The 24,763-nt window shown below is 72.1% G+C and carries 21 protein-coding genes and 2 pseudogenes; 12 read left to right on the forward strand and 11 right to left on the reverse strand.

From position 1 onward, the window contains the following. Positions 1 to 65 precede the first annotated feature (65 nt). Complete coding sequence (locus tag B9S64_RS07935; RefSeq protein WP_103489679.1) at positions 66 to 587, forward strand: pyridoxamine 5'-phosphate oxidase family protein; 522 nt, start codon at positions 66 to 68, stop codon at positions 585 to 587. A gap of 136 nt (positions 588 to 723) precedes the next feature. Here B9S64_RS07935 and B9S64_RS07940 read toward each other — a convergent pair whose 3' ends face one another. Then, positions 724 to 1,524 carry a putative protein N(5)-glutamine methyltransferase gene (locus B9S64_RS07940; protein WP_103489678.1) on the reverse strand — a complete coding sequence of 267 codons (801 nt, stop codon included), beginning with the start codon at positions 1,522 to 1,524 and terminating at the stop codon, positions 724 to 726. Positions 1,525 to 1,709: 185 nt separating this feature from the next. Further along, entirely contained in the window at positions 1,710 to 2,453 is a 744-nt protein-coding gene (locus B9S64_RS07945) for a helix-turn-helix transcriptional regulator (RefSeq protein ID WP_103489677.1), read from the reverse strand. Between the two features lie 54 nt (positions 2,454 to 2,507). Here B9S64_RS07945 and B9S64_RS07950 point away from each other — a divergent pair, with 54 nt between their 5' ends. Next, entirely contained in the window at positions 2,508 to 3,689 is a 1,182-nt protein-coding gene (locus B9S64_RS07950) for an MFS transporter (RefSeq protein ID WP_103489676.1), read from the forward strand. A 61-nt stretch (positions 3,690 to 3,750) separates the two neighbouring features. Here the strand turns inward: B9S64_RS07950 and B9S64_RS07955 are convergent, their stop codons facing one another. After that, on the reverse strand, positions 3,751 to 5,247 hold the full coding sequence (locus B9S64_RS07955; RefSeq protein WP_181012177.1) for an MDR family MFS transporter: 1,497 nt from the start codon (positions 5,245 to 5,247) through the stop codon (positions 3,751 to 3,753). Positions 5,248 to 5,394: 147 nt separating this feature from the next. Here B9S64_RS07955 and B9S64_RS07960 point away from each other — a divergent pair, with 147 nt between their 5' ends. After that, positions 5,395 to 5,985 (forward strand): TetR family transcriptional regulator, encoded by a 591-nt coding sequence (locus tag B9S64_RS07960; protein ID WP_103489674.1) that lies wholly within the window; start codon positions 5,395 to 5,397, stop codon positions 5,983 to 5,985. A 449-nt stretch (positions 5,986 to 6,434) separates the two neighbouring features. Then, complete coding sequence (locus B9S64_RS07970; protein WP_103489672.1) at positions 6,435 to 8,096, forward strand: cellulose binding domain-containing protein; 1,662 nt, start codon at positions 6,435 to 6,437, stop codon at positions 8,094 to 8,096. A 112-nt stretch (positions 8,097 to 8,208) separates the two neighbouring features. On the opposite strand, the gene B9S64_RS07975 is transcribed toward B9S64_RS07970, so the two are convergent. The 3 genes and pseudogenes from B9S64_RS07975 to B9S64_RS34910 all read right to left on the reverse strand — a co-directional run. Beyond that, positions 8,209 to 9,336 carry a hypothetical protein gene (locus B9S64_RS07975; protein WP_103489671.1) on the reverse strand — a complete coding sequence of 376 codons (1,128 nt, stop codon included), beginning with the start codon at positions 9,334 to 9,336 and terminating at the stop codon, positions 8,209 to 8,211. A gap of 112 nt (positions 9,337 to 9,448) precedes the next feature. Next, a complete protein-coding gene (locus B9S64_RS07980; protein WP_103489670.1) occupies positions 9,449 to 10,030 on the reverse strand; it encodes an HD family hydrolase in 582 nt (193 codons plus the stop codon). A 13-nt stretch (positions 10,031 to 10,043) separates the two neighbouring features. Then, positions 10,044 to 10,136: pseudogene (locus B9S64_RS34910) on the reverse strand (transcriptional regulator); the annotation flags it as partial. Positions 10,137 to 10,505: 369 nt separating this feature from the next. On the opposite strand from B9S64_RS34910, the gene B9S64_RS07990 reads away from it, so the two are divergent. Beyond that, on the forward strand, positions 10,506 to 11,258 hold the full coding sequence (locus B9S64_RS07990) for a class I SAM-dependent methyltransferase (protein ID WP_103489669.1): 753 nt from the start codon (positions 10,506 to 10,508) through the stop codon (positions 11,256 to 11,258). 12 nt (positions 11,259 to 11,270) lie between these two features. Here B9S64_RS07990 and B9S64_RS07995 read toward each other — a convergent pair. Both B9S64_RS07995 and B9S64_RS08000 read right to left on the reverse strand, forming a co-directional pair. Continuing rightward, positions 11,271 to 11,537, reverse strand: a pseudogene (locus B9S64_RS07995) (DUF6596 domain-containing protein); the annotation flags it as partial. Positions 11,538 to 11,658: 121 nt separating this feature from the next. Then, a complete protein-coding gene (locus B9S64_RS08000; protein ID WP_103489668.1) occupies positions 11,659 to 12,417 on the reverse strand; it encodes a GntR family transcriptional regulator in 759 nt (252 codons plus the stop codon). A gap of 345 nt (positions 12,418 to 12,762) precedes the next feature. Between B9S64_RS08000 and B9S64_RS08005 the strand changes: the two genes are divergently transcribed. After that, on the forward strand, positions 12,763 to 13,086 hold the full coding sequence (locus B9S64_RS08005; protein WP_103489681.1) for a hypothetical protein: 324 nt from the start codon (positions 12,763 to 12,765) through the stop codon (positions 13,084 to 13,086). A gap of 144 nt (positions 13,087 to 13,230) precedes the next feature. Here B9S64_RS08005 and glnA read toward each other — a convergent pair whose 3' ends face one another. Then, complete coding sequence (glnA, locus tag B9S64_RS08010) at positions 13,231 to 14,592, reverse strand: type I glutamate--ammonia ligase (RefSeq protein ID WP_028440030.1); 1,362 nt, start codon at positions 14,590 to 14,592, stop codon at positions 13,231 to 13,233. A 255-nt stretch (positions 14,593 to 14,847) separates the two neighbouring features. Between glnA and B9S64_RS08015 the strand changes: the two genes are divergently transcribed. From B9S64_RS08015 to B9S64_RS08040, 6 genes are all read left to right on the forward strand, one after another. Continuing rightward, positions 14,848 to 15,522, forward strand: coding sequence for a DUF3105 domain-containing protein (locus B9S64_RS08015; RefSeq protein WP_103489667.1), 675 nt, complete (start codon positions 14,848 to 14,850; stop codon positions 15,520 to 15,522). Further along, a complete protein-coding gene (locus B9S64_RS08020) occupies positions 15,519 to 16,229 on the forward strand; it encodes a DUF305 domain-containing protein (RefSeq protein WP_109492010.1) in 711 nt (236 codons plus the stop codon). Before B9S64_RS08015 ends, B9S64_RS08020 begins: the two co-directional genes overlap by 4 nt. A gap of 257 nt (positions 16,230 to 16,486) precedes the next feature. Next, positions 16,487 to 16,912, forward strand: a complete 426-nt coding sequence (locus B9S64_RS08025; RefSeq protein WP_103490045.1) for a CBS domain-containing protein — start codon at positions 16,487 to 16,489, stop codon at positions 16,910 to 16,912. A 159-nt stretch (positions 16,913 to 17,071) separates the two neighbouring features. Beyond that, positions 17,072 to 18,670: a multicopper oxidase family protein gene (locus tag B9S64_RS08030; protein WP_103490046.1), complete on the forward strand. Its 1,599-nt coding sequence runs from the start codon at positions 17,072 to 17,074 to the stop codon at positions 18,668 to 18,670. A 78-nt stretch (positions 18,671 to 18,748) separates the two neighbouring features. After that, complete coding sequence (locus tag B9S64_RS08035; protein WP_103490047.1) at positions 18,749 to 20,503, forward strand: NAD+ synthase; 1,755 nt, start codon at positions 18,749 to 18,751, stop codon at positions 20,501 to 20,503. Positions 20,504 to 20,685: 182 nt separating this feature from the next. Further along, entirely contained in the window at positions 20,686 to 21,834 is a 1,149-nt protein-coding gene (locus tag B9S64_RS08040; RefSeq protein ID WP_103490048.1) for a Rieske 2Fe-2S domain-containing protein, read from the forward strand. Between the two features lie 15 nt (positions 21,835 to 21,849). Here the strand turns inward: B9S64_RS08040 and B9S64_RS08045 are convergent, their stop codons facing one another. After that, the gene (locus B9S64_RS08045; protein WP_103490049.1) at positions 21,850 to 23,106 is read right to left on the reverse strand and encodes an MFS transporter; all 1,257 of its coding nucleotides are present in this window, start codon (positions 23,104 to 23,106) and stop codon (positions 21,850 to 21,852) included. Positions 23,107 to 23,455: 349 nt separating this feature from the next. Beyond that, positions 23,456 to 24,670 carry a Cmx/CmrA family chloramphenicol efflux MFS transporter gene (locus B9S64_RS08050; RefSeq protein ID WP_103490050.1) on the reverse strand — a complete coding sequence of 405 codons (1,215 nt, stop codon included), beginning with the start codon at positions 24,668 to 24,670 and terminating at the stop codon, positions 23,456 to 23,458. Positions 24,671 to 24,763 lie beyond the last annotated feature (93 nt).

The following is a 24,763-nucleotide window of genomic DNA, read 5'->3' on the forward strand; positions in this document are numbered from 1 at the left end:
GGCGTCGGCGGAGTCCACCCTGGACGGACACGACGACCGGACCCGCCCCACCGAGGAGACCCACCATGACGGACAGGAACGACGGCCCCAAGACCACGCTGGATCCGCACTACAGCGGAGCGGACGCGACCGCCCGCCCGTGGGCGGACGCGGTCACCCTGCTGACCGGGGCGGAGCTGTACTGGCTCTCCACGGTCCGCCCCGACGGGAGGCCGCACGTGACGCCGCTCATCGGTCTCTGGTCGGACGGCGCGCTGCACTTCTGCACGGGCCCCTCGGAGCGCAAGGCCCGCAATCTGGCCGGTGATCCGGAGGTCGTCCTGACCACGGGCACCAACACGCTGAACGAGGGGTTCGACGTGGTGGTGGAGGGCCGGGCGGTGCGGGTGACGGACGAGGAGCGGCTGATCGCGCTGGCCGAGGCGTGGGAGGAGAAGTACGGCGCCGACTGGCACTTCGGCGTCACGGACGGCATGTTCTCCAACGGCGCGGGCGGCCGCGCGCTGGTCTTCCGGGTGGCGCCCCGCACGGCCTTCGGCTTCGCGAAGGGCACGCCGTTCGGCCAGACCCGCTGGCACTTCGGCTGACGGGGGCGCGTCCGCCGATGGGGGCGTCCACTGATGTGCCGTCACATCGGCTGCTACGGAGGGCGCTTCGTCTGACCGGAGGCCCTTCAGCCGACGTGCCGTCACATCAGACGCCACGGGGGGGCGTCGGGCCCGGTCACGCGTCGTCCCGGCCGGGCCGGGTCCCGGTCACGACGGTGGCGTACAGCTCCTCCGAGACGACCACCCGGGGGACCAGCCCGCCGGCGCGGAGCGTCTCCTCGGCCACGGCGGCCTGCCGCTCGCTCGTCTCCACCAGCAGGCTGCCGCCCGGGGCCAGCCAGTCGAGCGCCGCGCCCGCCACCCGCCGCATGACGTCGAGCCCGTCCCCGCCCCCGTCGAGCGCCACCCGCGGCTCGTGGACCCGGGCCTCGGCGGGGAGCAGATCGACGTCGCCGGTGGGGACGTACGGCACATTGGCGAGCAGGACGTCCACGCGGCCCCGCAGCGACGCGGGCAGCGGCGCGAAGAGGTCGCCCTCGTACACCTCGCCCAGCCCGGCCAGATTGCGGCGGGCCCAGCGCACGGCCGCGGGATCGACGTCGGCGGCGTGCAGTTCGACCCCGGCCAGGGTGGAGGCGAGTACGGCGCCCAGCGCCCCGGAGCCGCAGCAGAGATCGACGACGACCGGGCGGGCGGGGGCGACGGCACCGGCCTGCCGGACGAGGAACTCGCTGCGCCTGCGGGGTACGAAGACACCGGGGCCGACGGCGATCCGCAGCCCGCAGAACTCCGCGAAGCCCAGGACGTGTTCGAGCGGCAGCCCGTCGGCACGGCGCTCCACCATGGCGGCGAGGTGGGCGGGGCCGGTGGCCGTGGAGAGCAGGAGAGCGGCCTCGTCCTCGGCGAAGACACAGCCCGCGGCGCGGAGCCCGGTGACGATCGCGGAGAGGGTGAGGGGTGACGCGGGTGACGACATCGTGCGGAGCCTTTCGGTGAACCGATGGGCGCTCCGCGGTCGTTCAGGCCGGTCGGGCCACGCGACGGCGAGGGATGAGCACCCGGCCTGCTGAAGCGGTAATGGGTCTCACCTCCTGGAGTCGGGTCCCGGGATCGGGGAGGCGTCACACTACCCGAATCCGTCCGCCCGCCCCACCCTCGCCGTCAACGCGTCCGGTGGGTGCCGGGGGTGTGTCCGTAGGCCCGGCGGAAGACGTCGATGAAGGCCCCGGCGGACGACCAGCCGCAGGTGTGCGCCACGGCGGTCACCGGGGCGCCCTCAGCGAGCAGGACCAGGGCGCGGTACAGGCGGAGTTGGGTGCGCCACTGCGGGAAGGTCATGCCGAGGTCGGCCCGGAAGAGCCGGGACAGGGTGCGTTCGCTCGCCCCGACCTGCCGGCCCAGCGCGGCCAGGGTGCGGCGCTCGCCCGGATCGGCGCGCAGGATCGCGCAGAGGGCGACCAGCACGGGTGCGGTGGGTGACGGCAGGTGCACCGGCTGCTGGGGCGAGGCGCTCAACCGGTCCAGGAGCACGGCCCGTAGCCGCTCCCGGGCCGGATCGCCGTCGTCGGGGGCGCGGGTGTAGGCGAGGATCAGTTCCCGCAGCAGGGGTTCGACCGTCAGCACGGCCGGCTCGTCCAGACCGAGCGGGTTGTCCGTCGCGTCCAGGCCCACCAGGTGGAGTTCGAGGCCGCCGTGGGCGTGGTGGGCGTGCTCGGTCCCGGCGGGGATCCAGACGGCGCGGTTGGCGGGCGCGACCCAGGTGCCCGCGGCGGTGGTGACGGCCAGCACGCCGCGCGCCGCGTAGACGATCTGGTGGTCGTCGTGGCGGTGGGCCGTGATGGCTCCGCCGGGCTCGATCCACTGGCGGCGGGTGGGCGCGTGCGGCAGGAGGCGGGTTTCCGGCATCGACCGGCAGATTATCGGAAGCGCGTCAGGGGCCGGTGCCCGGACGATGGCGGGGTGGCAGCGAACAGAACGATCCTCCTCCTGTCCGTGGGGCACGGCTGCGTCGACGTGTACCAGGGTGCCGTCGCCGCGCTCGTCCCCTTCTTCGTCGCCGAGCGGGCGTACGGCTACGCCGCGGCCTCCGGCATCGTGCTCGCCGCGTCGCTGCTGTCCTCGGTGGCGCAGCCGCTGTTCGGCGCGCTGACCGACCGGCGGGCGCTGCCCTGGCTGCTGCCGGTGAGCACGGTCGTGGGCGGGCTGGGGGTGGCGGCGAGCGGCCTCGGCGGTTCGTACGGGCTGACCCTGGTGTGCGTGGCGGTGTCCGGGGTGGGGGTCGCCGCCTACCACCCGGAGTCGGCCCGGGTGGCGCGGATCGCCTCCCGGGGCAGTCACACCTCGATGGGCTGGTTCTCGCTGGGCGGCAACCTCGGCTTCGCCGCGGCGCCGCTCCTGGTGACCGCCGCGGTGAGCGGCGGGGGTCTGCGGTGGACCCCGGTGCTGGTGCTGCCGGCGCTGGCGGGCAGTGTCCTGTGCCTGCCTGTCCTGCGCGTGCTGACCGACCGGGCGGCGCCCGGCACCGCCTCGTCGTCCCTGCCCGAAGTGGCCGACGACGTACGGTCGTTCGTGAAGCTGTCGGTGGCCGTGGCGGCCCGTTCCGTGGCGTTCATGGGCCTCGGCACCTTCGTGGCGCTCTACGCCCGGCAGCGCACGGGCGGCGGTACGGCGGCGGGCACGGCGGCGCTGACCGTGCTGTATCTGGGCGGGGCGGTGGGCACCGTACTGGGCGGCAGGCTCGCCGCGCGGTGGGACCGGGTCACGGTGGTGCGCGGGGCGTATCTGGCCGGTGTCCTGGCGGTCGCCGGTGTCGTCCTCGTACCGGGGCCGTCCCTCTACGGGTGCGTCGCGCTGGCCTCCGGCTGTCTGTACGTGCCGTTCTCGCTCCAGGTGACGCTGGGTCAGGACTATCTGCCCAGCCGGGTCGGTACGGCGAGCGGGGTCACCCTCGGGCTGGCCGTCAGCGTCGGCGGGGTCGCCGGCCCGCTCATCGGGACGCTGGCCGACGCGACGTCCCTGCGCACGGCCCTGGCCCCGCTGGTCCTCATGCCGGCGGTCAGCTACCTGATGGCGCGTACGCTCCCCGAGCCACCCGTGCACCGTCTCGCGGCACCCCCGGCCGTACGGCTGCGGCAGGCGTAGGAACGCCCCGTCCCCCCGCGCCGCGAGGGCACGGGGGGACGGGGGCGGGACGGTCCCGGGGTCAGAGGTCCACGCTGTCGCGCAGCTTCGTCGGCGTCAGGAAGAGCGACGCGACGACACCGATGACCGCGATACCGGCCGAGATCAGGAAGATGTGACCGGTGGCGTCACCGTACGCGGCGCGCACCACCTCCTGGATCTCCGGCGGCATGGCGGCGATGTTCAGCGTCGAGCCGCCCGAGGAGGCGGCCGGGTCGACGCCCAGCTCCCGCAGTCCGGCGGTGATCTTCGTGCCGACCTGGTTGGCGAGCACCGCGCCCAGCACGGAGACGCCGATGGTGCCACCGAGCGAGCGGAAGAAGGTGATCGCACCGCTGGCCGCGCCGAGTTCGCTGAGCGGGACGGTGTTCTGGAGCACCAGCACGAGGTTCTGCATCGACATACCGACACCGATGCCGACGGCCAGCATGCCGAGCGAGACGATGACCAGCGAGGTCTCGTGGTCGATCGTGGACAGCCCCAGGAAGCCGAGGGTGAGCACGACGACACCGGTGATGATGTACGGCTTGACCTTGCCGGTCTTGGAGACCAGCCGTCCCGCGACGGTGGAGGAGACGAGCACCCCGAGCATCAGCGGGATGGTGAGCAGCCCGGCCTCGGTCGGCGTGTTGCCGCGGCCGATCTGGAAGTACTGGCCGAGGAAGACGGCTCCGCCGAACATCGCCATGCCCACCGAGAGGCTCGCGACGATGGCCAGGGCGGGGTCCCGGCGGCGTACGACGTGGAGCGGGACGACCGGCTCCTTGACGCGCGACTCGACCAGGACGGCCAGGGCGAGGATCAGCACGCTGCCGCCGACCATGACACCGGTCTGCCACGAGATCCAGTCGAAGTTGTTGTCGACGAAGGTGACCCAGAGCAGCAGCAGGCTGACGCCGGCGGCGATGAGGGAGGCGCCCAGGTAGTCGACCCTGACCTCGGGGCGGCGGATCTCCGTGAGGTGCAGGGTGCGGGTCAGCAGCACGAAGGCGACGAGTGTGAAGGGCACGGCGACGAAGAAGCACCAGCGCCAGCCGAGCCACGAGGTGTCGGTGATGAACCCGCCGAGCAGCGGCCCGCCGACGGTGGCGACGGCCATGACGCCGCCGAGGTAACCGTTGTAGCGGCCCCGCTCCTTCGGGCTGATCATCGCGGCGATGATCACCTGGACGAGGACCTGGAGCGCGCCCATGCCGAGGCCCTGGATGACACGGAAGCCGATCAACTGGCCGGTGGACTGGGCGAATCCGCAGGCGATCGACGAGATGACGAAGAGGCCGATGGCTATCTGGAGCAGCAGCTTCTTGCTGAACAGGTCGGCGAGCTTGCCCCAGATCGGGGTGGAGGCCGTGGAGGCCAGCAGGGTCGCGGTGACGACCCAGGTGTACTGCGACTGGGTGCCGTTCAGCGATCCGATGATCTGCGGGAGGGCGACCGAGACCACCGTGCTGCTGATCATCGCCACGAACAGCACGATGAGCAGGCCGCTCAGGGCCCGCATCACGTGGCGGTGATCCATGGGCGCGGCCTCGGCGGGCGCGGCCGTGTGTGCGCTCACGCGCAACCTCCGGAAGGTTCGAACAGATGAGGGAAGGCTTCACTGTACATGCGCAATGGGCAATTTTGCACATTGCGCAATCTTTACCGAGGCGTGGACAATGGGGGCATGGAAAGCCCTGTGGGACTGCGTGAACGCAAGAAGGCGGCCACCCGCCAGGCCGTGCACGAGGCGACGCTGCGCCTGACCGTCGAGCACGGATTCGACCATGTGACGGTGGAGGCGGTCGCCGACGCCGCCGGCATCTCCCGCAGAACGTTCTCCAACTACTTCACCAACAAGGAGGACGCCCTCCTCTACGGCGAGGAGCAGCACATCAGGGCCCTGGTCCAGTCGGTCCGGGACCGCCCCGCCGAGGAGTCGGCCTGGACGGCGCTCCGGGCGGCGGTGGCCCAGTTCGCGGAGCGCATGTCACCGCCGGAGCGCGAATGGGCCGTCCGCACCCGGCTGGCCATGCGCCACCCCTCCCTGCTCGCCCGCCAACTCGCCAACCACGCCGCCCTGGAACGCGACCTGGCCGACGCGGTGGCCCTGCGCACCGGCCCCACCGACGCGCCGCCGCGCCCGCTGGTCATGGCGGCGGCCTTCCTGGCGTCGGTGCGGATCGCGATGCGCATCTGGATCGAGGAGGACGAGACCCGGGGCCCGGGCGCGGTGATGGACGAGATCCTGGACGAGATGGGACAGCGCTTCACCTGAGCGGGGGCGGGTGGGGGGCCCCGGGCGTACGGCAACAAGGAGCCGAGAGGTGCCGAAAGTTTCGGAGTCCATTCCGAAACTGACCGGAACACCCTGTTGCGGCCACGCCCGCTCGGCGCCCGCCTCAGCCGATTTCCAGCCATCCGCCCCTCTTTGACACCCGCCCACCCCTGTCGGCGGAGTGCGAGAACGGCCAACCTCAGTCGGCCCCTGCCCGTGTGTTGTCACGCCCTGACGGGCCTCCCTAAGCTCGGGAGCGCTCCCACAGCTGGTCGGCGGACCCGACCGGGGAGCCCGTGTACGTATCCGGCTCACCCCACACGCGGCACCCCCGCGCGGCCGAAACCGTATCCCCCGTCCCGCACCCGTCCCCCGGCGCGCGCATCCGCGACGTCCCGCCCCGCACCTGCGGTACGCACCGGTCACGCGCCCCGCTCTGGAGGTCCCCCATGCGTGTGTCCTTCCGGTACCGGCACAGACCCGGCCTGGTGGCCGCCACCGTCCTGGCGGCGGTGGTGAGCCTGGCCGCCCCCTCCCTCACCGCTCGGGCCGACGCGCCTTCCGGCGCACGTTCCGACGTACGGGCCGAGGCCGTACGAGCGGCACCCGGCGTCGAGGACGACGGCGCCGGCTGCCCGGTGCCCGGCACGGTCCCGTCGACGAACGACGCCAAGCTCCCCGACCCCTTCAGGAGGCTGGACGGCACCAGGATCTCCTCCACCTCCGACTGGCGGTGCCGCCGGGCGGAGATCAAGGAACTCGCGGAGCGGTCGGTGTACGGCAAGAAGCCCGCGAAGCCGGCCAGTGTGACGGGGACGGTCTCGGCGAGCACCCTCACGGTGAACGTGACCGATCAGGGCAAGTCGGCCTCCTTCTCCGCGAAGGTCGAACTGCCCAGCGGCATCGGCCCGTTCCCTGCTGTCGTGGTCATCGGAGGGCTCGGTGCGGACACCGCGACCATCAAGGCCTCCGGCGCCGCCGTCATCAACTTCGACCCGTACACGGTGGGACGTGAGGGCACGGCACGGAACAACAAGCAGGGCGCGTTCTACAGCGTCTACGGCTCGTCGAGCGGCACGGGACTGCTGATGGCCTGGTCCTGGGGGGTGAGCCGCATCATCGACGTCATCGAGCAGTCGGGCGGCAGCCTGCTCACGGCGGACGCGACCGGTGTCACCGGGTGCTCGCGCTTCGGCAAGGGGGCGTTCGTCGCGGGGGCGTTCGACCAGCGGATCGCGCTGACCATGCCGATCGAGTCCGGCTCGGGCGGCGCCCCGGCCTTCCGGGGGCTGGCCTCGGAGAGCGGTGCGCAACCGCTGAGCAGTGCCTACTCGGAACAGCCGTGGCTCGGCGACGCGTTCGGCTCGTACACGGGCAACCCGGCAGCGCTGCCGGTGGACACGCACGAGATCGTGGCCATGGTCGCACCGCGCGGGCTGTTCCTGATGGAGAACCCGCACGTCGACTGGCTGGGTGCGAGGTCGGGAAGCGTCGCGGCCCTGGGCGGTGCCGAGGTCTACAAGGCCCTGGGCGTGCCCGGCAACATCAGCTACTGGTCCGACGTCCAGGACGGCACGCACTGCGCCGCCCGGTCCGAGTGGCGGACGCCGCTCCAGCAGAACATCCAGAAGTACCTGCTCCACTCGGGCAGCGCCTCCGGGGTGTTCCGTGTCTCGCCCCTCAAGTCCGGCAGCCTGTCCGGGTGGCGGGACTGGCAGACGCCGGCCCTGACCGAGGGCGGCGGCACCCCGGGGGACGGGGGCGGCCCCGGCAACGGTGGCGATCCGGGCGACGGAGGCGGCTCGGACGGCACCTGCACCGCCCGCTACGAGACGCTCAACGCCTGGTCCGGCGGCTTCCAGGGCGAGGTCACCGTACGCAACGACGGCTCCTCGGCCCTGACCGGCTGGACCGTCGGCCTGAACCTGGCGCCGGGCCAGTCGATCAGCAGCCTGTGGAACGGTGAACACAGCGGTACCAGTGGTCTCGTCACCGTACGGAACACCTCCTGGAACGGCCCGACGGCACCCGGCGCCACCGCCGTTTTCGGCTTCACCGCCACGGGCAGCTCCACCCCCGCCCCCTCGGGCCTGACCTGCACCGGACGTTGAGCCCCGTGGCGCGTCCGCCCGCCCTGCCCGAGCGGACGCGCCACGGCTGTCCCGCCCCGGCGTCGGTGATCCGCCCTGGGGCGCCGGTCCGTGAGCCGTCCCGCCGGGCGGTTCACGGACGCGACGCCTCGTCGCGGTCAAAACCGGCCGTCTCCAGCGCGCCGAGCACCCACGGCATGGTCTTCTTCCGGGTGACGACGAGCACCGGTACGCCGTCGTCCTCGCACTCCAGGACCACGGCCTTGCCGTCGTAGTCGGGGAGGTCGGGGTCCAGCCGGTAGCGGGGGCGGACCCGGACCGGCCTGAGGCTGCCCGGCACCGCGCGGCGGAAGGAGGCGCCGGTCGGGTCGGGGGTCGTGGCGAGCGTGCCGGGCCCGGCCACCAGCCATCCGCCTCGGCCCTCGTAGGGCACCTCACCGACCACCACGCCCTGGAAGCACCGCTCCTTCTCCGGCACGGAGGGCGTGAGGCGGATGGTGTCGTCGCCCCGCTGCCGGCGCGCCGCGATCAGTGCGGCCACCGCGCAGACGGCCACCACCACCGGGGCGCATACGCCGACGAGCCGGAGGGCTTCTCCGGGGCTGTCGGTGGGCCACGGCGCGAACGCCCCGATCGCGGTGAGGGCGATGCCGCCCGCGGTCGGGACACCGGCCTGCCACGGAAAGGCCCTGCGCGAGAGGTGGCTGAACCGGGTGCCCCAGAGCCACAGCCACAGGTGGAGGAGGCTGTAGAGGCCGAGACCGAGACCCACGGCGCAGTACGCCTTGTAGTCGCCCCGCGGGTCCGCGGTCGTGTACCGCCGCTCGGACCCGAACTCCACGTACCGGATCTGGTCCCGCCAGTACGTGACCTGGACGGTCTTCCCCGCCCCGACCCCCGGCACCTCGTCGGCGCTCCCCCTGAGCCGGGTGCGGGTGGACGTCCCGTCCGGCTCGGTGACGTACACCCAGAACGTCGGGGTCTTCTTCCCCTCCCGCTTCTCGGTACGGTCCACCCGGACCGTGACCGTACGCAGGCAGCCGTCCGCGTCCTCATGGGCGCCGCCACCCCGCGAACAGGCAACCGCGTCCCGGAAGGCGCGTTCGTCGTCGAGCGCCCCACGCATGGGGACGAGCAGCATGAACGCCGCCACCAGCACGCACACACAGCCCACGACGGCACCGACGAGGGCCCCGCGGCGCTCCTTCGGGCTGAGCGGCGGGGCGGGCGGAGTGGACGGGACACTCTTCTCGGGAGTCACCGGTCCATCGTGCACCGACGCCTCCCCGACCACTACGGAGGGCCCAAGCATCGTTCGACGCGGGCTCGTTGCCGGACGTCAGCAGCGACGCCCGGCCACACTCGGCCGAGGGTCAGGGCTTCGTCTCACCGAGGGCGGTACGCAGCCAGTCCAGCGGCCCCTGCCCGAGAAGTTCGTCGGCGAGCCGCCGGCCGGTCTCGGTGACCAGGCGGGCCCGGCTGTTGTCGATCCAGCGCTGCGCGTTCTCGTATCCCTGGGCCTTGTACTCGATGCCCTGGAGCATGCACTCCAGCTTGTCCGCGTCACGGGCGCAGACGGCCTCCGGTGACTCCTTGGCCTCGTACTCCGCGACGAGGTCCCGGATCGCGGTGGCCAGCGCCTCAGGCATACCGGCCGTCTGGTCCGCGGTCACCGCCTGCGGGTCACCGGCCGGCGCGTACTTCTTGCCGAGGTGGTTGACGTCCCCGGTGCGGGTCTCCTGCGTGTCGTGCCACACGGCGAGGTAAGCCGCCTTCGCCGGGTCGGCGCCTTCCAGCTTCGCGATGAGCGAGGCGATCAGCGAGGCACGCCACGCGTGTTCGGCGACACTTTCGGGGTCCCGGACCCCTGCCATCCACCAACCGGTCCGGCGCGTGTGCTTGAGGGTGCCCGCCTCGTACAGGAAGCGTCCCACCGCGGACAGATCGTCAGCCACGTCCGACTCCTCTTCACGCCTCGGCGAGACGTATCGCGTACCGGATGCCTTCCAGTTCCCGGCGCGCACGCACCGACAACTCCTTGCCATCCAACATCACGGGGAGGGGCACCACCCAGGAGGTCCGTGGTACCCGTGGCAGCGCAGTGCCGCACACGCCCCCTGGTGGCTGCATGCCTATCCGTCCGGGCAACTGCCCGACCATAGGCGTGGAGCCAGTCCCGCATCAGATAACGTTCGCCCTGTAGCACCGCTGGAAAACTCGTCAGAACAGTGTCCTCGCCGGAGCCCTGGAAGGTCCCGTCCTGGCTCCTGGTGGGTGGCTGAGCGGACGCAGGGTCCGGGTCTGGGGTGGGTTGCTTGCCAGTGCCCTCCGGGGTTCGCAGCAGCCCGTTCCAGTCGTCGCCATATCCCGCCCGACCTGGTCTTTCATCATCCTCGCTCCTATGGTCGACCCGGTCGAAAGGGGGGCCGGATGGACCGGACCGTACGTACCGTCGAGGACGTTCTCGCGCTCTTGGACGGGCTCTTCACGTCTGAACGCGAGGCCGACCGCTTGGCGACGGGTGACGGCAAGGACTTCTGGGATCGCTTCTACACCGACCGGTCAAGGCCGGTCCCGTTCTTCGCGTCGAAGCCGGACGAGAACCTGGCCGCCTACCTCGACCAGGGTCTGATCGCTCCTGGCCGGGCCCTGGACCTGGGGTGCGGGGCGGGCCGCAATGCCCTGTACCTCGCCTCACGTGGCTTCAAGGTGGACGCAGTCGACCTCTCCCCGGTGGCCGTCGCCTGGGGCGAGGACCGGGCTCATGAAGCCGGGGTCGACGTCCGCTTCCTGTGCGGTGACGCTTTCGCCGTCCCTGCCGCCGAGTTGAGCGGTCCGTACGACCTGGTCGTCGACTCAGGCTGCTTCCACCACCTGCCGCCCCACCGCCGGGTCAGCTACCTGGCCCTTCTCGACCGCGTCCTGGCCCCCGGCGGCCATCTCGCGCTCACCAGCTTCGCCGCGGGCGAGCAGGGCATGGGGTCGGATCTCGCCGACGCGGACCTCTACCGCCGGCGCGATCTGCAGGGTGGCCTGGCCTACACGCCCGCATCACTGCGCTGGATCTTCTCCGACCTGGTGGAGGTGCAACTGCGCCGCATGCGGGAGGAGCCTCCCGAGTCGGCATTGTTCGGCGTGACCTTCCTGTGGACCGCATTGTTCCGTCGGAGTGCGGCTGCCTAAGGCGACGTTCGCGAGCGCGGCGATGGCGGCCTGGGCCTGGTACTCGCCCAGCCGGTCGCGGGCAAGCGCCGACTGGAGAATCCCGATGCCCTCGGCGACGGTCCCGGTGTCTCAGCGGCCACGGTCCTGCTCGGCGAGTGGTGCCAGGCTGCCGTCAGGCGCGGTCCGGGCGGCGCGCCAGGCATGGTGCGGCAGCATGAGGGCGAGCAGCCCCACCACCTCGGAGTGGTCGACGGCGGCCGCGAGTTGCCGGGTGAGCCGGATGGCGTCGGCGGCGAGGCAGAACTTTCTTCGGCGGGGTGCCACGCCGCTCCCGAGCGGGAGAGGGATGCGCCGGTGCCGCCCCGTGCGGGCCCCGGCAGGTGCTCGACGAGGAAGAAGAACCGGTAAAAGCCCAGCTCTACGCGTCGAAGTCGTACTCAAGGATGTAGGAGGCGGAGTCGAGCGTCATCTCGTTCACCTCGACGGGGCGGCCCTCATCGGCGAACGCCGTGCGGCAGATCAGCATGACGGGAGTGCCCGCCGAGAGCTCCAGCTCGCCCGCCTCGGCACTTGAGGGCATGCGCGAGCGGATCTCCTCCCGGAAGTGGACGGGCTCGTATCCCAGCTCGGCGAGGCGCGCGTACGTGCCTCCGGGGCCGGTGTCCTCCCGGGTGATCGCGGACCCCGCCACCAGGGAGGCGGGGAGGTACGAGGTGGCCAGCAGGATCGGCTTGCCGTCCAGGACGAAGCGACGGCGCCGTACGCAGACGGCACTCCCCGGCTCGATGCCCAGCACCCCGGCGATGCGGTCGGGCGCGGGCTCCTCGGTGACCTCCACCCCGTCCACCACGAGGGTCCGGTCTTCCGTGTCCGTCGCCCAGACCGAGCGCCCCTCGCCCCACCCGGACCGGGCCAAACGCTTGATGCCCTGACGCCTCAGCGGGCGGAACGAGCGCACGAACACTCCCGCGCCCCGCCGGGACTCGGCGATCCCTTCGCTCTGGAGAACGCCGAGGGCCTGCCGGGCGGTCATGCGCGCCACGTCATGCTCGGCCATCAGATCGTTCTCGCCCGGCAGCCGGTCGCCGGGGCCGTACCGACCTGCCTGAATGGCATCCCTCAGCGCATCAGCGATCCGCTGGTACTTCGGCTGCCGCTTGGCGCCTTCGGTGGCCATGGATGATCTCTCCTTCTCCTCTCTAGACAGCCTAGAGGTTCGTTTCACGAGACGAACGTACGTTTCACAGGAGGAACGAGGCCGGCCTGACGGGCTCGCATCCCCCGGCTTCTACGAATTACCTGATCCCCCACAGGCGTTGACATCTCTAGAGAACATCGCTTCACTGAGATGTCTAGAGAGGTTGCCGAGTGGGGCGACCTCCAGACCATGGGACACACGCATGCCGTCGTTCACGATTGATGACCCGGCGCCGCAACCCTCGGGCGATCCCGGCGCTGCCCTTCCACCTCCTTGCCGGTGCGTGGAACGGAACCCGCGCGGTTCGCTCAGGACGGTGTCGTGATGCGGTGCACGCACTGGCGCCGCTTACCACCGGAGCTGGCACGAGAAGCACGGGAGCGATCGGCCTCGGGATGCGTCGACAGCGCGGTGCGGTGCCAACTGTCGGCACACGACACCGGCGAGCACTACGGCCTGCTCGACGACCTGGAGTACGGCACCGCGCTGTGGCTTCACTGGTGTGAGACCGGCGTGGCCCTGGCCGTACTACCGGACTGCCCCACCGTGGGGGCAGGCCCCGACCGGGAGGGCTGCCGTCTGTTCCTCGACCATGCCGAGCGGCACGCCTGGGCGGATACAGAGGGGGAGGACTCAGGGGGCAGCTGACCCCGACTCCACACAAGGTTGCGTCCTGATCGCCGCCCGGCACGCGCGGGGACACGGATCCCCCGAGCGCTCTACGGGCAGCTCGCATCGGTGGGCTTCGGGTCGACGGTGTGGCACCGTCAACCCGGACCCCCCGTACGGGCGTTACAACACCGGCAACAGGTTCTTCAGCTCGAAGGCCGTGACCTCGCTGCGGTACTCCTCCCACTCCTGCTTCTTGTTGCGCAGGAAGAAGTCGAAGACATGCTCGCCCAGGGTCTCCGCGACCAGTTCGCTCTTCTCCATCAGCGCGATCGCCTCGCCCAGGTTCTGCGGCAGCGGTTCGATGCCCATCGCGCGGCGTTCCGAGTCCGAGAGGGCCCAGACGTCGTCGTCGGCGCCGGCCGGGAGTTCGTAGCCCTCCTCGATGCCCTTGAGGCCTGCGGCGAGCAGGACCGCGTACGTCAGGTACGGGTTGGCGCCCGAGTCGATGGAGCGGACCTCGACGCGGGCCGAACCGGTCTTGCCGGGCTTGTACATCGGGACGCGGATCAGCGCGGAGCGGTTGTTGTGGCCCCAGCAGATGTACGAGGGGGCCTCGCCGCCGGCGCCCGCGGAGCGGCTGGAGCCGCCCCAGATGCGCTTGTAGGAGTTGACCCACTGGTTGGTGACGGCGGAGATCTCCGCCGCGTGGGTGAGCAGGCCCGCGATGAAGGACCGGCCGACCTTGGAGAGCTGGTACTCGGCGCCCGACTCGTAGAAGGCGTTGCGGTCGCCCTCGAAGAGGGAGAGGTGGGTGTGCATGCCCGAACCCGGGTACTCCGAGAAGGGCTTCGGCATGAAGGTGGCCTGGACGCCCTGTTCCAGCGCGACCTGCTTCATGACCAGGCGGAAGGTCATGATGTTGTCCGCCGTGGAGAGGGCGTCGGCGTAGCGCAGGTCGATCTCCTGCTGGCCGGGGGCGCCCTCGTGGTGGCTGAACTCGACCGAGATGCCCATGGATTCGAGCATGGTGATGGCCTGGCGGCGGAAGTCCATGCCGACGTTCTGCGGCGTGTGGTCGAAGTAGCCGGAGCTGTCGGCGGGGGTGGGGCGGGTGCCGTCGACCGGCTTGTTCTTCAGCAGGAAGAACTCGATCTCGGGGTGGGTGTAGAAGGTGAAGCCCAGGTCCGAGGTCTTGGCGAGGATGCGCTTGAGGACGTAGCGCGGGTCGGCGAAGGACGGCGAGCCGTCCGGCATGAGGATGTCGCAGAACATCCGGGCGGTGCCGGGGGCCTCCGCGCGCCAGGGCAGGATCTGGAAGGTGCCCGGGTCCGGCTTGGCGATCATGTCGGACTCGTACACGCGGGCGAAGCCCTCGATGGCCGAGCCGTCGAAGCCGATGCCCTCGTCGAAGGCCTGCTCCAGCTCGGCGGGTGCCACAGCCACGGACTTGAGGAACCCGAGCACATCGGTGAACCACAGCCGCACGAAGCGGATGTCGCGCTCCTCAAGCGTCCTGAGGACGAATTCCTGCTGCTTGTCCATTGCCACATCCTTGCAGTTCAGACGGTCTGTGCACCACCGCCCGGGGGAGAGGGGACACTCCAGTATCACGACCCGGGATTTCACCCACATTACGCACTCGGTGGGAGAGGGAGCACTCGGCCACCCACTACGATCGGCGCGCGTGGTACGCGGGGGACACCGGTGCCTTCGGAGGGCCTTCGGGCCCGTGTTCCGCGCGCCTGTTCCGACCCCTTTTCCCTGTCCCTCCCCACCCCTGGCAGAAGGACCGACGACATGAGCTTCGACCGCAGTGACCGTGTGGAGCAGACGCCCGGCGACGACCGTGCGCGTGGCCGGCGTAACCGTGCCGTCGCCATAGGCGTGGGCGCCGTCGTGGTCGCGGGGCTGCTCGGCTTCGGCTCGTACACGCTGCTGGACAGGTCGGAGGCGAAGGAGCGGGGCCAGGACTCCTCGGCGCAGGACGCCAAGCAGCCGGAGAAGGCGGAGGCCACGCCGCTCGACGGGCCGATCGCGGGCGAGAGGACCTGGGACGCCAAGAAGCTGACCCGCGACCACGTCACCACCGAGGTGACGTATCCGATGGAGCCTCCGGTGGGCGGCGACCACAACCCGGCCTGGCTCAACTGCGACGGGGTCGTGTACGAGAAGGCCGTCCCGAACGTCAACGCGGTGCACGCCCTGGAGCACGGGGCGGTGTGGGTGACGTACAACGGGAAGGCGGCCGACGCCGATGTGCGGGAGCTGGCGTCCCGGGTCGAGAAGACCGCGTACGCGCTGATGAGCCCGTACGAGGGCCAGGCCGGGGCGATCATGCTGAGCGCCTGGGGCAAGCAGGTCACGGTGGACGGCGCGGAGGACCCGCGGGTGGAGCAGTTCTTCACGAAGTACGTCCAGGGGGCGCAGACGCCCGAGCCGGGCGCGCCCTGCACGGGCGGGGTCGACGGGTGAGCCCGGCGCGCGTCCGGCGGACGCGGTGGCTGGCGGGCTCCGTCGTGGGGGTCGCCGTGTTGTGCGCGGGGGCGGCCGCCGTCGCCACCGCGCGGGACGAGGGGCCCGCGCCGGCCGCCGCGTCCGCCCCGCGTACGCCGTCGGCGGGATCGGCGGACGCGGGCTTCGCCCGGGAGATGGCGGTGCACCACCAGCAGGCCGTGGAGATGTCGTTCGTCGTGCGGGACCGTACGAAGGACGAGGACGTACGGCGGCTCGCGTACGACATCGCCAACACGCAGGCCAACCAGCGCGGCATGCTGCTCGGCTGGCTGGACCTGTGGGAGCTGCCGAAGACGACGCCCGCCGGGCAGGAGCCGATGGCCTGGATGTCCGGGCACCCTGGTGGTCACGCGGGCGGCCATGGCGGACACGGCGGCGGCGAGGCCGGGTTCGAGGCCCATGACGGGGCCCTGATGCCGGGCATGGCGACGCGTACGGAGCTGAAGGCGCTCGGTGCGGCCGAGGGCGTCAAGGCCGAGGTCCTCTTCCTCCAGCTGATGACGGACCACCACAAGGGCGGTGTGACGATGGCCGAGGGCTGCGCCGAACTGTGCGCGGTGCCGGCCGAGAAGCGGCTGGCCCGGGGGATGGTGGAGGCGCAGCGCTCCGAGTTGGATCTGATGGCGGACATGCTCGCCGCACGGGGAGCCGCACCCCGGCCGTGAACTCCCGGCCCCGCGCCCCGGCCGCGCCCCGTCCGTGCACCCGGTCCGTGGGCGCACGGCCACGCGCCCTGCCTCACCGCACCCGGTCCGTGGGCGCCCCGCCCCCCGCGCATACACCCGCGCGAGTGATGTCGTGCGTCTCGTACGGCGTACACCCGCGCGGGTGATGCTCAGCGGTGGCGGCGTCCGGTGGCGGCCACCACAATGGACGTACTCGGGGTCGTACGGCATGCCCACCGGCACGCAGGAGGAGATCCATGACCACCGCCAGGGACATCATGACCACCGGGACCCAGTGGATCCCGGCCCACGAGACGCTCGACCGCGCGGCCCAGATGATGCGGGACCACAAGGTGGGCGCGCTTCCCGTCTCCGCCAACGGTGAGCAGGACCGGATGGTCGGCATCATCACCGACCGCGACATCGTGACCAAGTGCGTGGCGTCGGGGCACAACCCGTCACAGGTGACGGCCGGCGAGCTGTGCGACGGCACACCGCGCTGGATCGACGCGGCCGCGGACGTCGAGGTGGTGCTGGAGGAGATGCAGAGCCACCGCATCCGCCGGCTCCCGGTCATCGAGGACAAGAAGCTCATCGGCATGATCAGCGAGGCCGATCTGGCCCGGAACCTCTCCGACGAACAGATCGCGGGCTGGGCGGAGCGGGTCTACTCCCACCTCTGACCCGCTCCCCCGCCCCGGCGCCCGTGGCGCCCGACAGGCCCGGTGTCCGCGTGGACGTACGAGAGGCGTGGAGACGCGCCCGGGTTACGCACGAGGACACCGGGCCGACGGGTGTTTCGGGGCGGGGCTCCTCTACCCCACAGGGGTAGCGTGCGCAATATGTCTGAAATGCCCAATCGTCGCGCCGTGCTCGGCGCAGGTATCGCCCTGGCGGGAGGGGCGGCCGCCCTGACCACCCGGGCCGCCGACGCCGCGCCCCTCCCCCTCCCCACGCCCGGCCCCTCCCGCTCCCCGGCCGCACCGGCCGTCGCCGCCGACACCTATGTCGCCCCCGACGGGCCGGAGGTCATGGCCCGGGAGGCCGAGCGGGGCGCGGGCCCGCTGCGGAAGGTCTCGCTCACCGCCACCGCCTCGCGCTTCGAACTGGGTGACGGCGTCACCGTGCCCACCTGGTCGTACGGGGACCGGCTGCCCGGCGAGACGGTCCGGGTCACGGCGGGCGACACCCTGGAGCTCACCCTCGCCAACCACCTGACCCAGTCCACCTCGCTGCACTGGCACGGCCTCTCGCTGCGCAACGACATGGACGGGGTGCCGGGGCTGACCCAGCGGCCGATCGAGCCCGGCGCGGAGTTCACGTACCGCTTCGCGGTCACCCAGCCGGGCACGTACTGGTTCCACCCGCACTCGGGCGTCCAGTTGGACCGGGGGCTGTACGCGCCGCTGATCGTGGACGACCCCAAGGAGCCGCTCGCGTACGACAAGGAGTGGGTGGTCGTCCTCGACGACTGGCTCGACGGGGTGGACGGCTCCACCCCCGACGCGGTCCTGGACGAGCTGACCCACGGCGCGGGCAGCAGCCACGACCCGGCCGGGCACGGCGCCCCCGCCCCGGCGAAGGGCACCGGCGAGGCGCCCTCACGGCTGCTGACCGGCGCGGAGAGCGATCTGCTCGGCGGTCACGCGGGTGATGTGGACTATCCGCACTACCTGGTCAACGGCCGTACGGCGGGGTCCCCTTCGGTCTTCGAGGCGCGCCCTGGCGACCGTGTGCGGCTGCGTGTGATCAACGCGGGCGGGGACACCGCGTTCCGGCTGGCGCTCGGCGGTCACCGGATGACCGTGACGCATTCCGACGGCTTCCCGGTCACGCACACCGAGACCGACGCCCTGCTGCTGGGCATGGGCGAACGCTACGACGTGCTGGTGACGGCCGGGGACGGGGTGTTCCCGCTGACCGCGCTCGCCGAGGGCAAGGGCGCCTCGGCGCTGGCCGTGCTGCGGACGGGCACGGGGGCGCTGCCGGCGGCCAGCGTACGGCCGAAGGAGCTGGACGGCCGGGTGCTCACGGCCGAGCGGCTGACCGCCGACGCGTCGGTGGCGCTGACGGCGCGTGAGCCGGACCGGACGGTCCCGGTCACGCTCACGGGCTCCATGGCCGCGTACGACTGGGCCTTCGACCGGAAGCCGTACGACCCGGCGGTGCGGATGCCCGTGCGGGCGGGTGAACGGGTCCGGCTCACCTTCGCCAACCGCACCGCGATGTGGCATCCGCTGCATCTGCACGGCCACACGTTCGCCCTGGCCGGGCCGGGCGGCGGGGCTCCCGGGGCCCGCAAGGACACCGCGGTGATCCTGCCGGGCCGCTCGCTGACCGTGGACCTCGACGCGGACAACCCGGGGCTGTGGATGCTGCACTGCCACAACCTCTACCACGCCGAGGCGGGCATGATGACGGTCCTCGGCTATCTGCGCTGACCCACGCCCGGCGGGTCTCCGGGGTGCCCCGGCGGCCCGCCAGGACATCGCGTCAGTCAGACGATTACACTGGGAACCGTGCCTCAACTACGTCTCGCACTGAATCAGATCGACTCCACCGTCGGTGACCTCGCCGGCAACAGCGAGTCGGTCGTCCACTGGACCCGGCACGCCGCCGAGCAGGGCGCCCACCTGGTGGCGTTCCCCGAGATGGTGCTGACCGGCTACCCCGTCGAGGACCTGGCCCTGCGCTCGTCCTTCGTCGAGGCGTCGCGCCGGGCGCTGCGCGCGCTGGCCACCCGCCTGGCCGACGAGGGCCTCGGCGAACTGCCGGTCGTCGTCGGCTACCTCGACCGCTCGGAGCACCCCGCGTCCCGGTACGGGCAGCCCGCAGGCTCCCCGCGCAACGCGGGCGCCGTGCTGCACCGGGGAGAGGTGGCGCTGAACTTCGCCAAGCACCACCTGCCCAACTACGGCGTCTTCGACGAGTTCCGGTACTTCGTGCCGGGCGACTCGATGCCCGTGGTGCGGGTGCGCGGCATCGACGTGGCGCTCGCGATCTGCGAGGACCTCTGGCAGGACGGTGGCCGTGTGCCGGCGACCCGCGCCGCCGGGGCCGGGCTGCTGCTGTCGGTCAACGCCTCACCGTACGAGCGGGACAAGGACGACACCCGGCTCGAACTGGTCCGCAGGCGCGCCCGGGAGGCCGGCTGCACGACCGCGTACCTGGCGATGATGGGCGGCCAGGACGAGCTGGTCTTCGACGGGGACTCGATCGTCGTGGACAAGGACGGCGAGGTCGTCGCCCGTGCCCCGCAGTTCTCCGAGGGCAGCGTGATCCTCGACCTGGAGCTGCCGGCCGCCCCGGCCGAGGCGCCCTCGGGGGTGGTGGACGACGGGCTGCGGATCGACCACGTGGTGATCTCCGGCGAGCCCCTCCCGGCGTACGAGCCGGAGCTGGCGGGCGGGTACGCGGAGCGGCTCGACGACGACGAGGAGCTGTACTCGGCCCTGGTGGTGGGTCTGCGGGCATATGCCGCGAAGAACGGTTTCCGCAGCGTGCTGATCGGGCTCTCGGGCGGTATCGACTCGGCGCTGGTCGCGGCGATCGCCTGCGACGCGGTGGGCGCGGAGAACGTGTACGGCGTCTCGATGCCGTCGAAGTACTCCTCGGAGCACTCCAGGAGCGACGCCGCCGAGCTGGCCCGGCGCACCGGACTGAACTACCGCACCGTGTCCATCGAGCCGATGTTCGACGCGTACATGGGAGCGCTGGGGCTGACGGGTCTCGCCGAGGAGAACCTCCAGTCGCGGCTGCGCGGCACGACGCTGATGGCGATCTCCAACCAGGAGGGCCAGATCGTGCTCGCGCCGGGCAACAAGTCGGAGCTGGCGGTCGGTTACTCCACGCTCTACGGGGACTCGGTCGGCGCGTACGGGCCGATCAAGGACGTGTACAAGACATCGGTCTTCCGCCTCGCGAAGTGGCGCAACCGTGCCGCCGAGGAGCGCGGGCAGACCCCGCCGATCCCGGAGGCGTCCATCACCAAGCCGCCGAGCGCCGAGCTGCGCCCGGACCAGATGGACACGGACTCGCTGCCGGACTACGACGTGCTGGACCGGATCCTGGAGATGTACGTCGACCGGGACCAGGGCCGGGACGCGATCGTGGCGGCCGGGTTCGACCCGGAGCTGGTGACGCGGACGCTGCGGATGGTGGACACGGCGGAGTACAAGCGGCGGCAGTACCCGCCGGGCACGAAGATCTCCCCGAAGGGCTTCGGCAAGGACCGGCGGCTGCCGATCACCAACCGGTGGCGCGAGTCGGGCTGAGGGCTCAGCCGGCCGGCCGTCACGGGGGCGCACGGGGGCGGGCCTTGCCCGGCCCGCCCGCCGGTCGGCCGCCCCCGTCAACTCGCGCCGTGCTTCTGCCCGTTCGGGTGGGATGCGGGGTGCCGGGTGGATTCGGGAACGGGCAGGGCAGCCTCCAGGGGACCGACACCGGGAGGGGAGCCGTGGGACTGTCACGTGGTTACGGGCGCGCTTCGATCACCGAGGGCCCGACACCGGCCGATGCCGCGGGCATGCCCGCCCTGCCCTACCCGGACGGCTGGTTCGCCCTGGCCTTCTCCGAGGAGTTACGCCGGGGCACCGTGCTCACCCGGCCGCTGGCGGGGCAGGACGTGGTGCTGTACCGGCTCGGCACGAGGGCGGTCCGCGCCGTCCGGCCGTACTGTCCGCACCTCGGGGCCCATCTCGGGCTGGCGAGCGTGGAGGGCGAGGACCTCGTCTGCCCGTTCCACCTCTTCGCCTTCGGGCCCGACGGCGCCTGTGTGCGTACGGGGTACGACACACCCCCGCCACGGTCGCCACTGGCCCAGTTGCCGGTGCACGAGGTCAACGGCGTCGTGTTCGTCTGGCGGCACCACGACGGGCGGGCCCCTGACTGGTTCCTGCCCGACTGGCACGAGATCGGCCACCGGCCTGCCCGCAGCGCGGCCTGGGAGATGGCGGGCAACGTCCAGGAGGTCATCGAGAACACCGTGGACCTGGGGCACTTCGCCACCCTGCACGGTTGGACCAAGGCGGAGATCGGCGGTCCCGTGATCTACGACGACGCCACGTTCCACGCATCCGTGCGGGCCCACGAGTCGGCGCCGCTGCTGGGTGACTTCGTCGCGCACGTGGAGGTGGACGGCTACGGACTGGGCTGCCTGCACGTCGATGTGCACACCCCCCGGATGGGCCTGCGGATGTGTACGACGGTGCTGCCGACGCCGGTCGGGCCCAACCGGATGCAGTTCCGGCAGCGCAACCGCATCGCCTTCGACGAACCGGCCCGGCTGCCCCCGCCCCTGGCACGGGCCGTGAGCCGGACGGCGGCACGGCTGCTGGAGGGGGCCGTCTTCCGGTCCAGCTGTGAGTTCACCGCCGCCGACTTCCCGATCTGGCACCACAAGGAGTACCGGCATCCTCCCCGGCTCGCCGCGGGCGACGGTCCGATCGGGCCGTTCCGGCGCTGGGCCCGGCAGTTCTATCCCCCGGCCCCGGTGGAGCGGGGCGGCGGGCAGGTGGTGCGGCAGGGCGGTGACGAGCGGGTCCCCGGGCCCGGTGTGCCGTCCGACACGGGGCCACCGCCCCTGTACCGGTCACCCGGCCGGTGAGGCCATGAGGCCGTGTCAGTGGACGGCGGCGGTCGTCCGCTGGTCGGTCCGCCGCTCGCCGGTCCGCCGCTCGCCGGTCCCCCGCTCGTCGCGCGCCGTCGTGCCGCCCGCGACGATCCGGGAGGCTCCGGGCGTCCGGTCCAGCGCGCCCGCCGTGACGGCCACCGCCAGGCCGGCGACCGCCAGGACCGCGCCGACCAGGGCGGGGGACGTCCAGCCCCAGCCCGCCGAGATCGCCATACCGCCGAGCCAGGCGCCGCCCGCGTTGGCCAGGTTGAACGCGGAGTGGTTGGAGGCGGAGGCGAGAGTGGGGGCGTCCTTCGCCTTGTTCATCACCAGCATCTGGAGCGGGGTGGTCGTCATGAAACCGACCGCGCCGAGCAGGACGACCATCACCAGTGCCGCCCACTTCACCTGGGCGGCGAAGGGGAAGACGACGAGCACGACGGCCAGGGCGCCGAGCGATCCGTACAGGGTGGGCCGCAGCGCCCGGTCGGTGAGCGGTCCGGCGGCCAGGGCGCCCAGCGTCATCCCGATGCCGAACAGCGCCAGGACGACCGTCACCGAGGACGCGCCGAAGCCCATCGCCTCGGTGGTCATGGAGGAGAGGTAGGAGTAGACGGCGAACACGCCCGCGAAGCCGAGGACGGCGGTGCACAGGCCGAGGACCACCTGCCGGTTGCCCAGGGCGCGGATCTCGTGGCGTACGTCCTGGTGCGCCTCACGGGGGATCCGCGGGACGAGGCGGGCGAGCGCGGCCATGGCGGCCAGGCCGATCACCGCGACCACCAGGAAGGTGGCGCGCCAGCCGAGGTGCTGGCCAAGCAGGGTGGCCGCCGGTACGCCGACGATGTTGGCGACCGTCAGGCCGAGGAACATGGTGGCGACGGCCCGCGCCTGCCGGCCGTGGGGCACGAGGCGCGCGGCGACGACGGCGCCGACGCCGAAGAACGCCCCGTGCGGCAGCCCGGCCAGGACCCGGCCGGCCAGCAGCCAGCCGTAACCGGGGGCGAACGCCGAGGCCAGGTTGCCGACGGTGAAGAGGGCCATCAGCAGCACGAGCATCCGCTTGCGCGGAATCCTGGAGCCGAGACCGGTGAGCAGCGGGGCACCGATGACGACGCCGATCGCGTACGCCGAGACGAGATGTCCGGCGGTGGGTACGGACGTTCCCAGGTCGTCCGCGACGTTGGGCAGCAGCCCCATCATCACGAACTCGGTGGTGCCGATGCCGAAGGCGCTCACAGCGAGGGCGAGCAGGGCCAGGGGCATGGGGAGAACCTTTCGGGGCGGGGGCGGCGGCCGGTCCGTGGCGGACCGGAGGGCGGCGGTGGGGTACGGGTGCGTCGGCGTCGTTGCTCGACCGGAATATGTATCCCGTCGGAACAAAGTCTCTCAGACGTTTGATGCCCGGAGGTGAACGAACCGTTGCCGCAGGGTGTGATGTGGACGTCACTCGGCACGGACGTCGCTGAGGACGCGCGGAAGTCACTCGGCACCGGCCCCGCGCTTCCCGCCCGGCCGGGCGGGAAGCGCGGGGCCACCCGGCCGGGAGCGCGGAGGGTCCGTGTCGGCCGCCAGGGACACCCGGCGGCTCAACTCGGCCGCCCGCAGGGGAGGTTCAGCCGTCCGCCGGAGAGGTGCGGCCGTCCGCGCGGGGAGTGACGCCTCCCAGGCCCGGACGCGCCGGAGCCGCGGAGGTCGCCCGGAGCACGGCCGCTCCGGCGAGGGCCGCACCCATCAGCAGGGCGCTCACCCAGACCGGCGCCCGGAAGCCGAACCCCGCGCCAAGGGCCAGTCCGCCCAGCCAAGGCCCGGCCGCCGCACCCACGTTGAAGGCAGCCGTGGCGAAGGAGCCCGCCAGGGTGGGGGCTTCGGGCGCCTGCTGGAAGACCCTGCTGATCAGCGCCGTGCCCGTACCGAAGGCCAGCGCGCCCTGGACCAGGACCAGGGCGAGGACGGCGGCCGGGTGGGCGGCGGTGAGGGCGAGCGCGGCCCAGCCGGCCGTCAGCGCCACCAGACCGGACCCGATGACCGCCTTCGGACGGGAGTCGGCCAGCTGCCCGGCCAGCGTGACCCCGGCGAACGAGCCCGCGCCGAAGAGCGCGAGCACCACGGGCACCCAGCCCGCGCCGAACCCGGTGACCCGGGTGACCAGCGGCTCCAGATAGGAGAAGGCGCAGAAGGTCGCCCCCTGCACGAGCGCCATCACCAGCAGGGTCAGCAGCAGCCGGGGGCGCGCCAGGGCGCTCAGCTCGGTTCGGGCGCTCGCCGGCGGCACCTCACCGTCCCGGCCGCCCGGCACGGCCCACAGCAGCGCGAACGCCGCCGGCAGGGAGATCAGCGCCACCGCCCAGAACGCCGAGCGCCAGCCCCACAGTTCGCCGAGCACCGCACCGGCGGGAACGCCCACCACACAGGCGACCGTGACCCCGCCGACGACCACGGCGGTCGCCCGTGCCCGCCGTTCCGGCCCGGCCAGGTCCATCGCGGTGACCAGCGCCACCGCCCAGAAGCCGGCGTTGGCCAGCGCCCCGACGACCCGGGTCGCGAGCAGCACCCCGTACTCGGTGGTCAGGGCTCCGACGACATGGACGGCGACGAACACCCCGAGGAAGAACAGCAGCGCCCGGCGCCGGGGCCAGGCACGGCCGGCCAGGGCGGTCAGCGGTGCGCCGACCACCATCCCGACCGCGAACGCCGAGGTCAGCAGGCCCGCGGCGGACAGCGAGACACGCAGGTCGTCGGCGATGCCGGAGAGCAGGCCGGACAGCATGAACTCCGAGGTGCCCTGGGCGAAGACCGCCAGCCCGAGCACGTAGACAGCGAATGGCATGAGAAAGGACCCCTTGTGCGGAACCGTCGGAGGAACGAGCGGTGTACGCGGGGGTGCGGGCCACACCCGTCCCGGTGCGCGGCGGCGCGGGAC

Source organism: Streptomyces sp. SM18 (assembly GCF_002910775.2).
Classification (GTDB): domain Bacteria; phylum Actinomycetota; class Actinomycetes; order Streptomycetales; family Streptomycetaceae; genus Streptomyces; species Streptomyces halstedii.

Bases quoted from the DNA above. Each gene is read 5' to 3' on its own strand.
- B9S64_RS07955 (WP_181012177.1), bottom strand. From the start codon at position 5,247: ATGGATCACCGCCACGTGATGCGGGCCCTGAGCGGCCTGCTCATCGTG.
- B9S64_RS08005 (WP_103489681.1), top strand. From the start codon at position 12,763: ATGCGGTGCACGCACTGGCGCCGCTTACCACCGGAGCTGGCACGAGAA.
- B9S64_RS07970 (WP_103489672.1), top strand. From the start codon at position 6,435: ATGCGTGTGTCCTTCCGGTACCGGCACAGACCCGGCCTGGTGGCCGCC.
- B9S64_RS08045 (WP_103490049.1), bottom strand. From the start codon at position 23,106: ATGCCCCTGGCCCTGCTCGCCCTCGCTGTGAGCGCCTTCGGCATCGGC.
- B9S64_RS07935 (WP_103489679.1), top strand. From the start codon at position 66: ATGACGGACAGGAACGACGGCCCCAAGACCACGCTGGATCCGCACTAC.
- B9S64_RS08015 (WP_103489667.1), top strand. From the start codon at position 14,848: ATGAGCTTCGACCGCAGTGACCGTGTGGAGCAGACGCCCGGCGACGAC.
- B9S64_RS08025 (WP_103490045.1), top strand. From the start codon at position 16,487: ATGACCACCGCCAGGGACATCATGACCACCGGGACCCAGTGGATCCCG.
- B9S64_RS07945 (WP_103489677.1), bottom strand. From the start codon at position 2,453: ATGCCGGAAACCCGCCTCCTGCCGCACGCGCCCACCCGCCGCCAGTGG.
- B9S64_RS07940 (WP_103489678.1), bottom strand. From the start codon at position 1,524: ATGTCGTCACCCGCGTCACCCCTCACCCTCTCCGCGATCGTCACCGGG.
- B9S64_RS08030 (WP_103490046.1), top strand. From the start codon at position 17,072: ATGTCTGAAATGCCCAATCGTCGCGCCGTGCTCGGCGCAGGTATCGCC.
- glnA (WP_028440030.1), bottom strand. From the start codon at position 14,592: ATGGACAAGCAGCAGGAATTCGTCCTCAGGACGCTTGAGGAGCGCGAC.
- B9S64_RS08000 (WP_103489668.1), bottom strand. From the start codon at position 12,417: ATGGCCACCGAAGGCGCCAAGCGGCAGCCGAAGTACCAGCGGATCGCT.
- B9S64_RS07960 (WP_103489674.1), top strand. From the start codon at position 5,395: ATGGAAAGCCCTGTGGGACTGCGTGAACGCAAGAAGGCGGCCACCCGC.
- B9S64_RS08050 (WP_103490050.1), bottom strand. From the start codon at position 24,670: ATGCCATTCGCTGTCTACGTGCTCGGGCTGGCGGTCTTCGCCCAGGGC.
- B9S64_RS07990 (WP_103489669.1), top strand. From the start codon at position 10,506: ATGGACCGGACCGTACGTACCGTCGAGGACGTTCTCGCGCTCTTGGAC.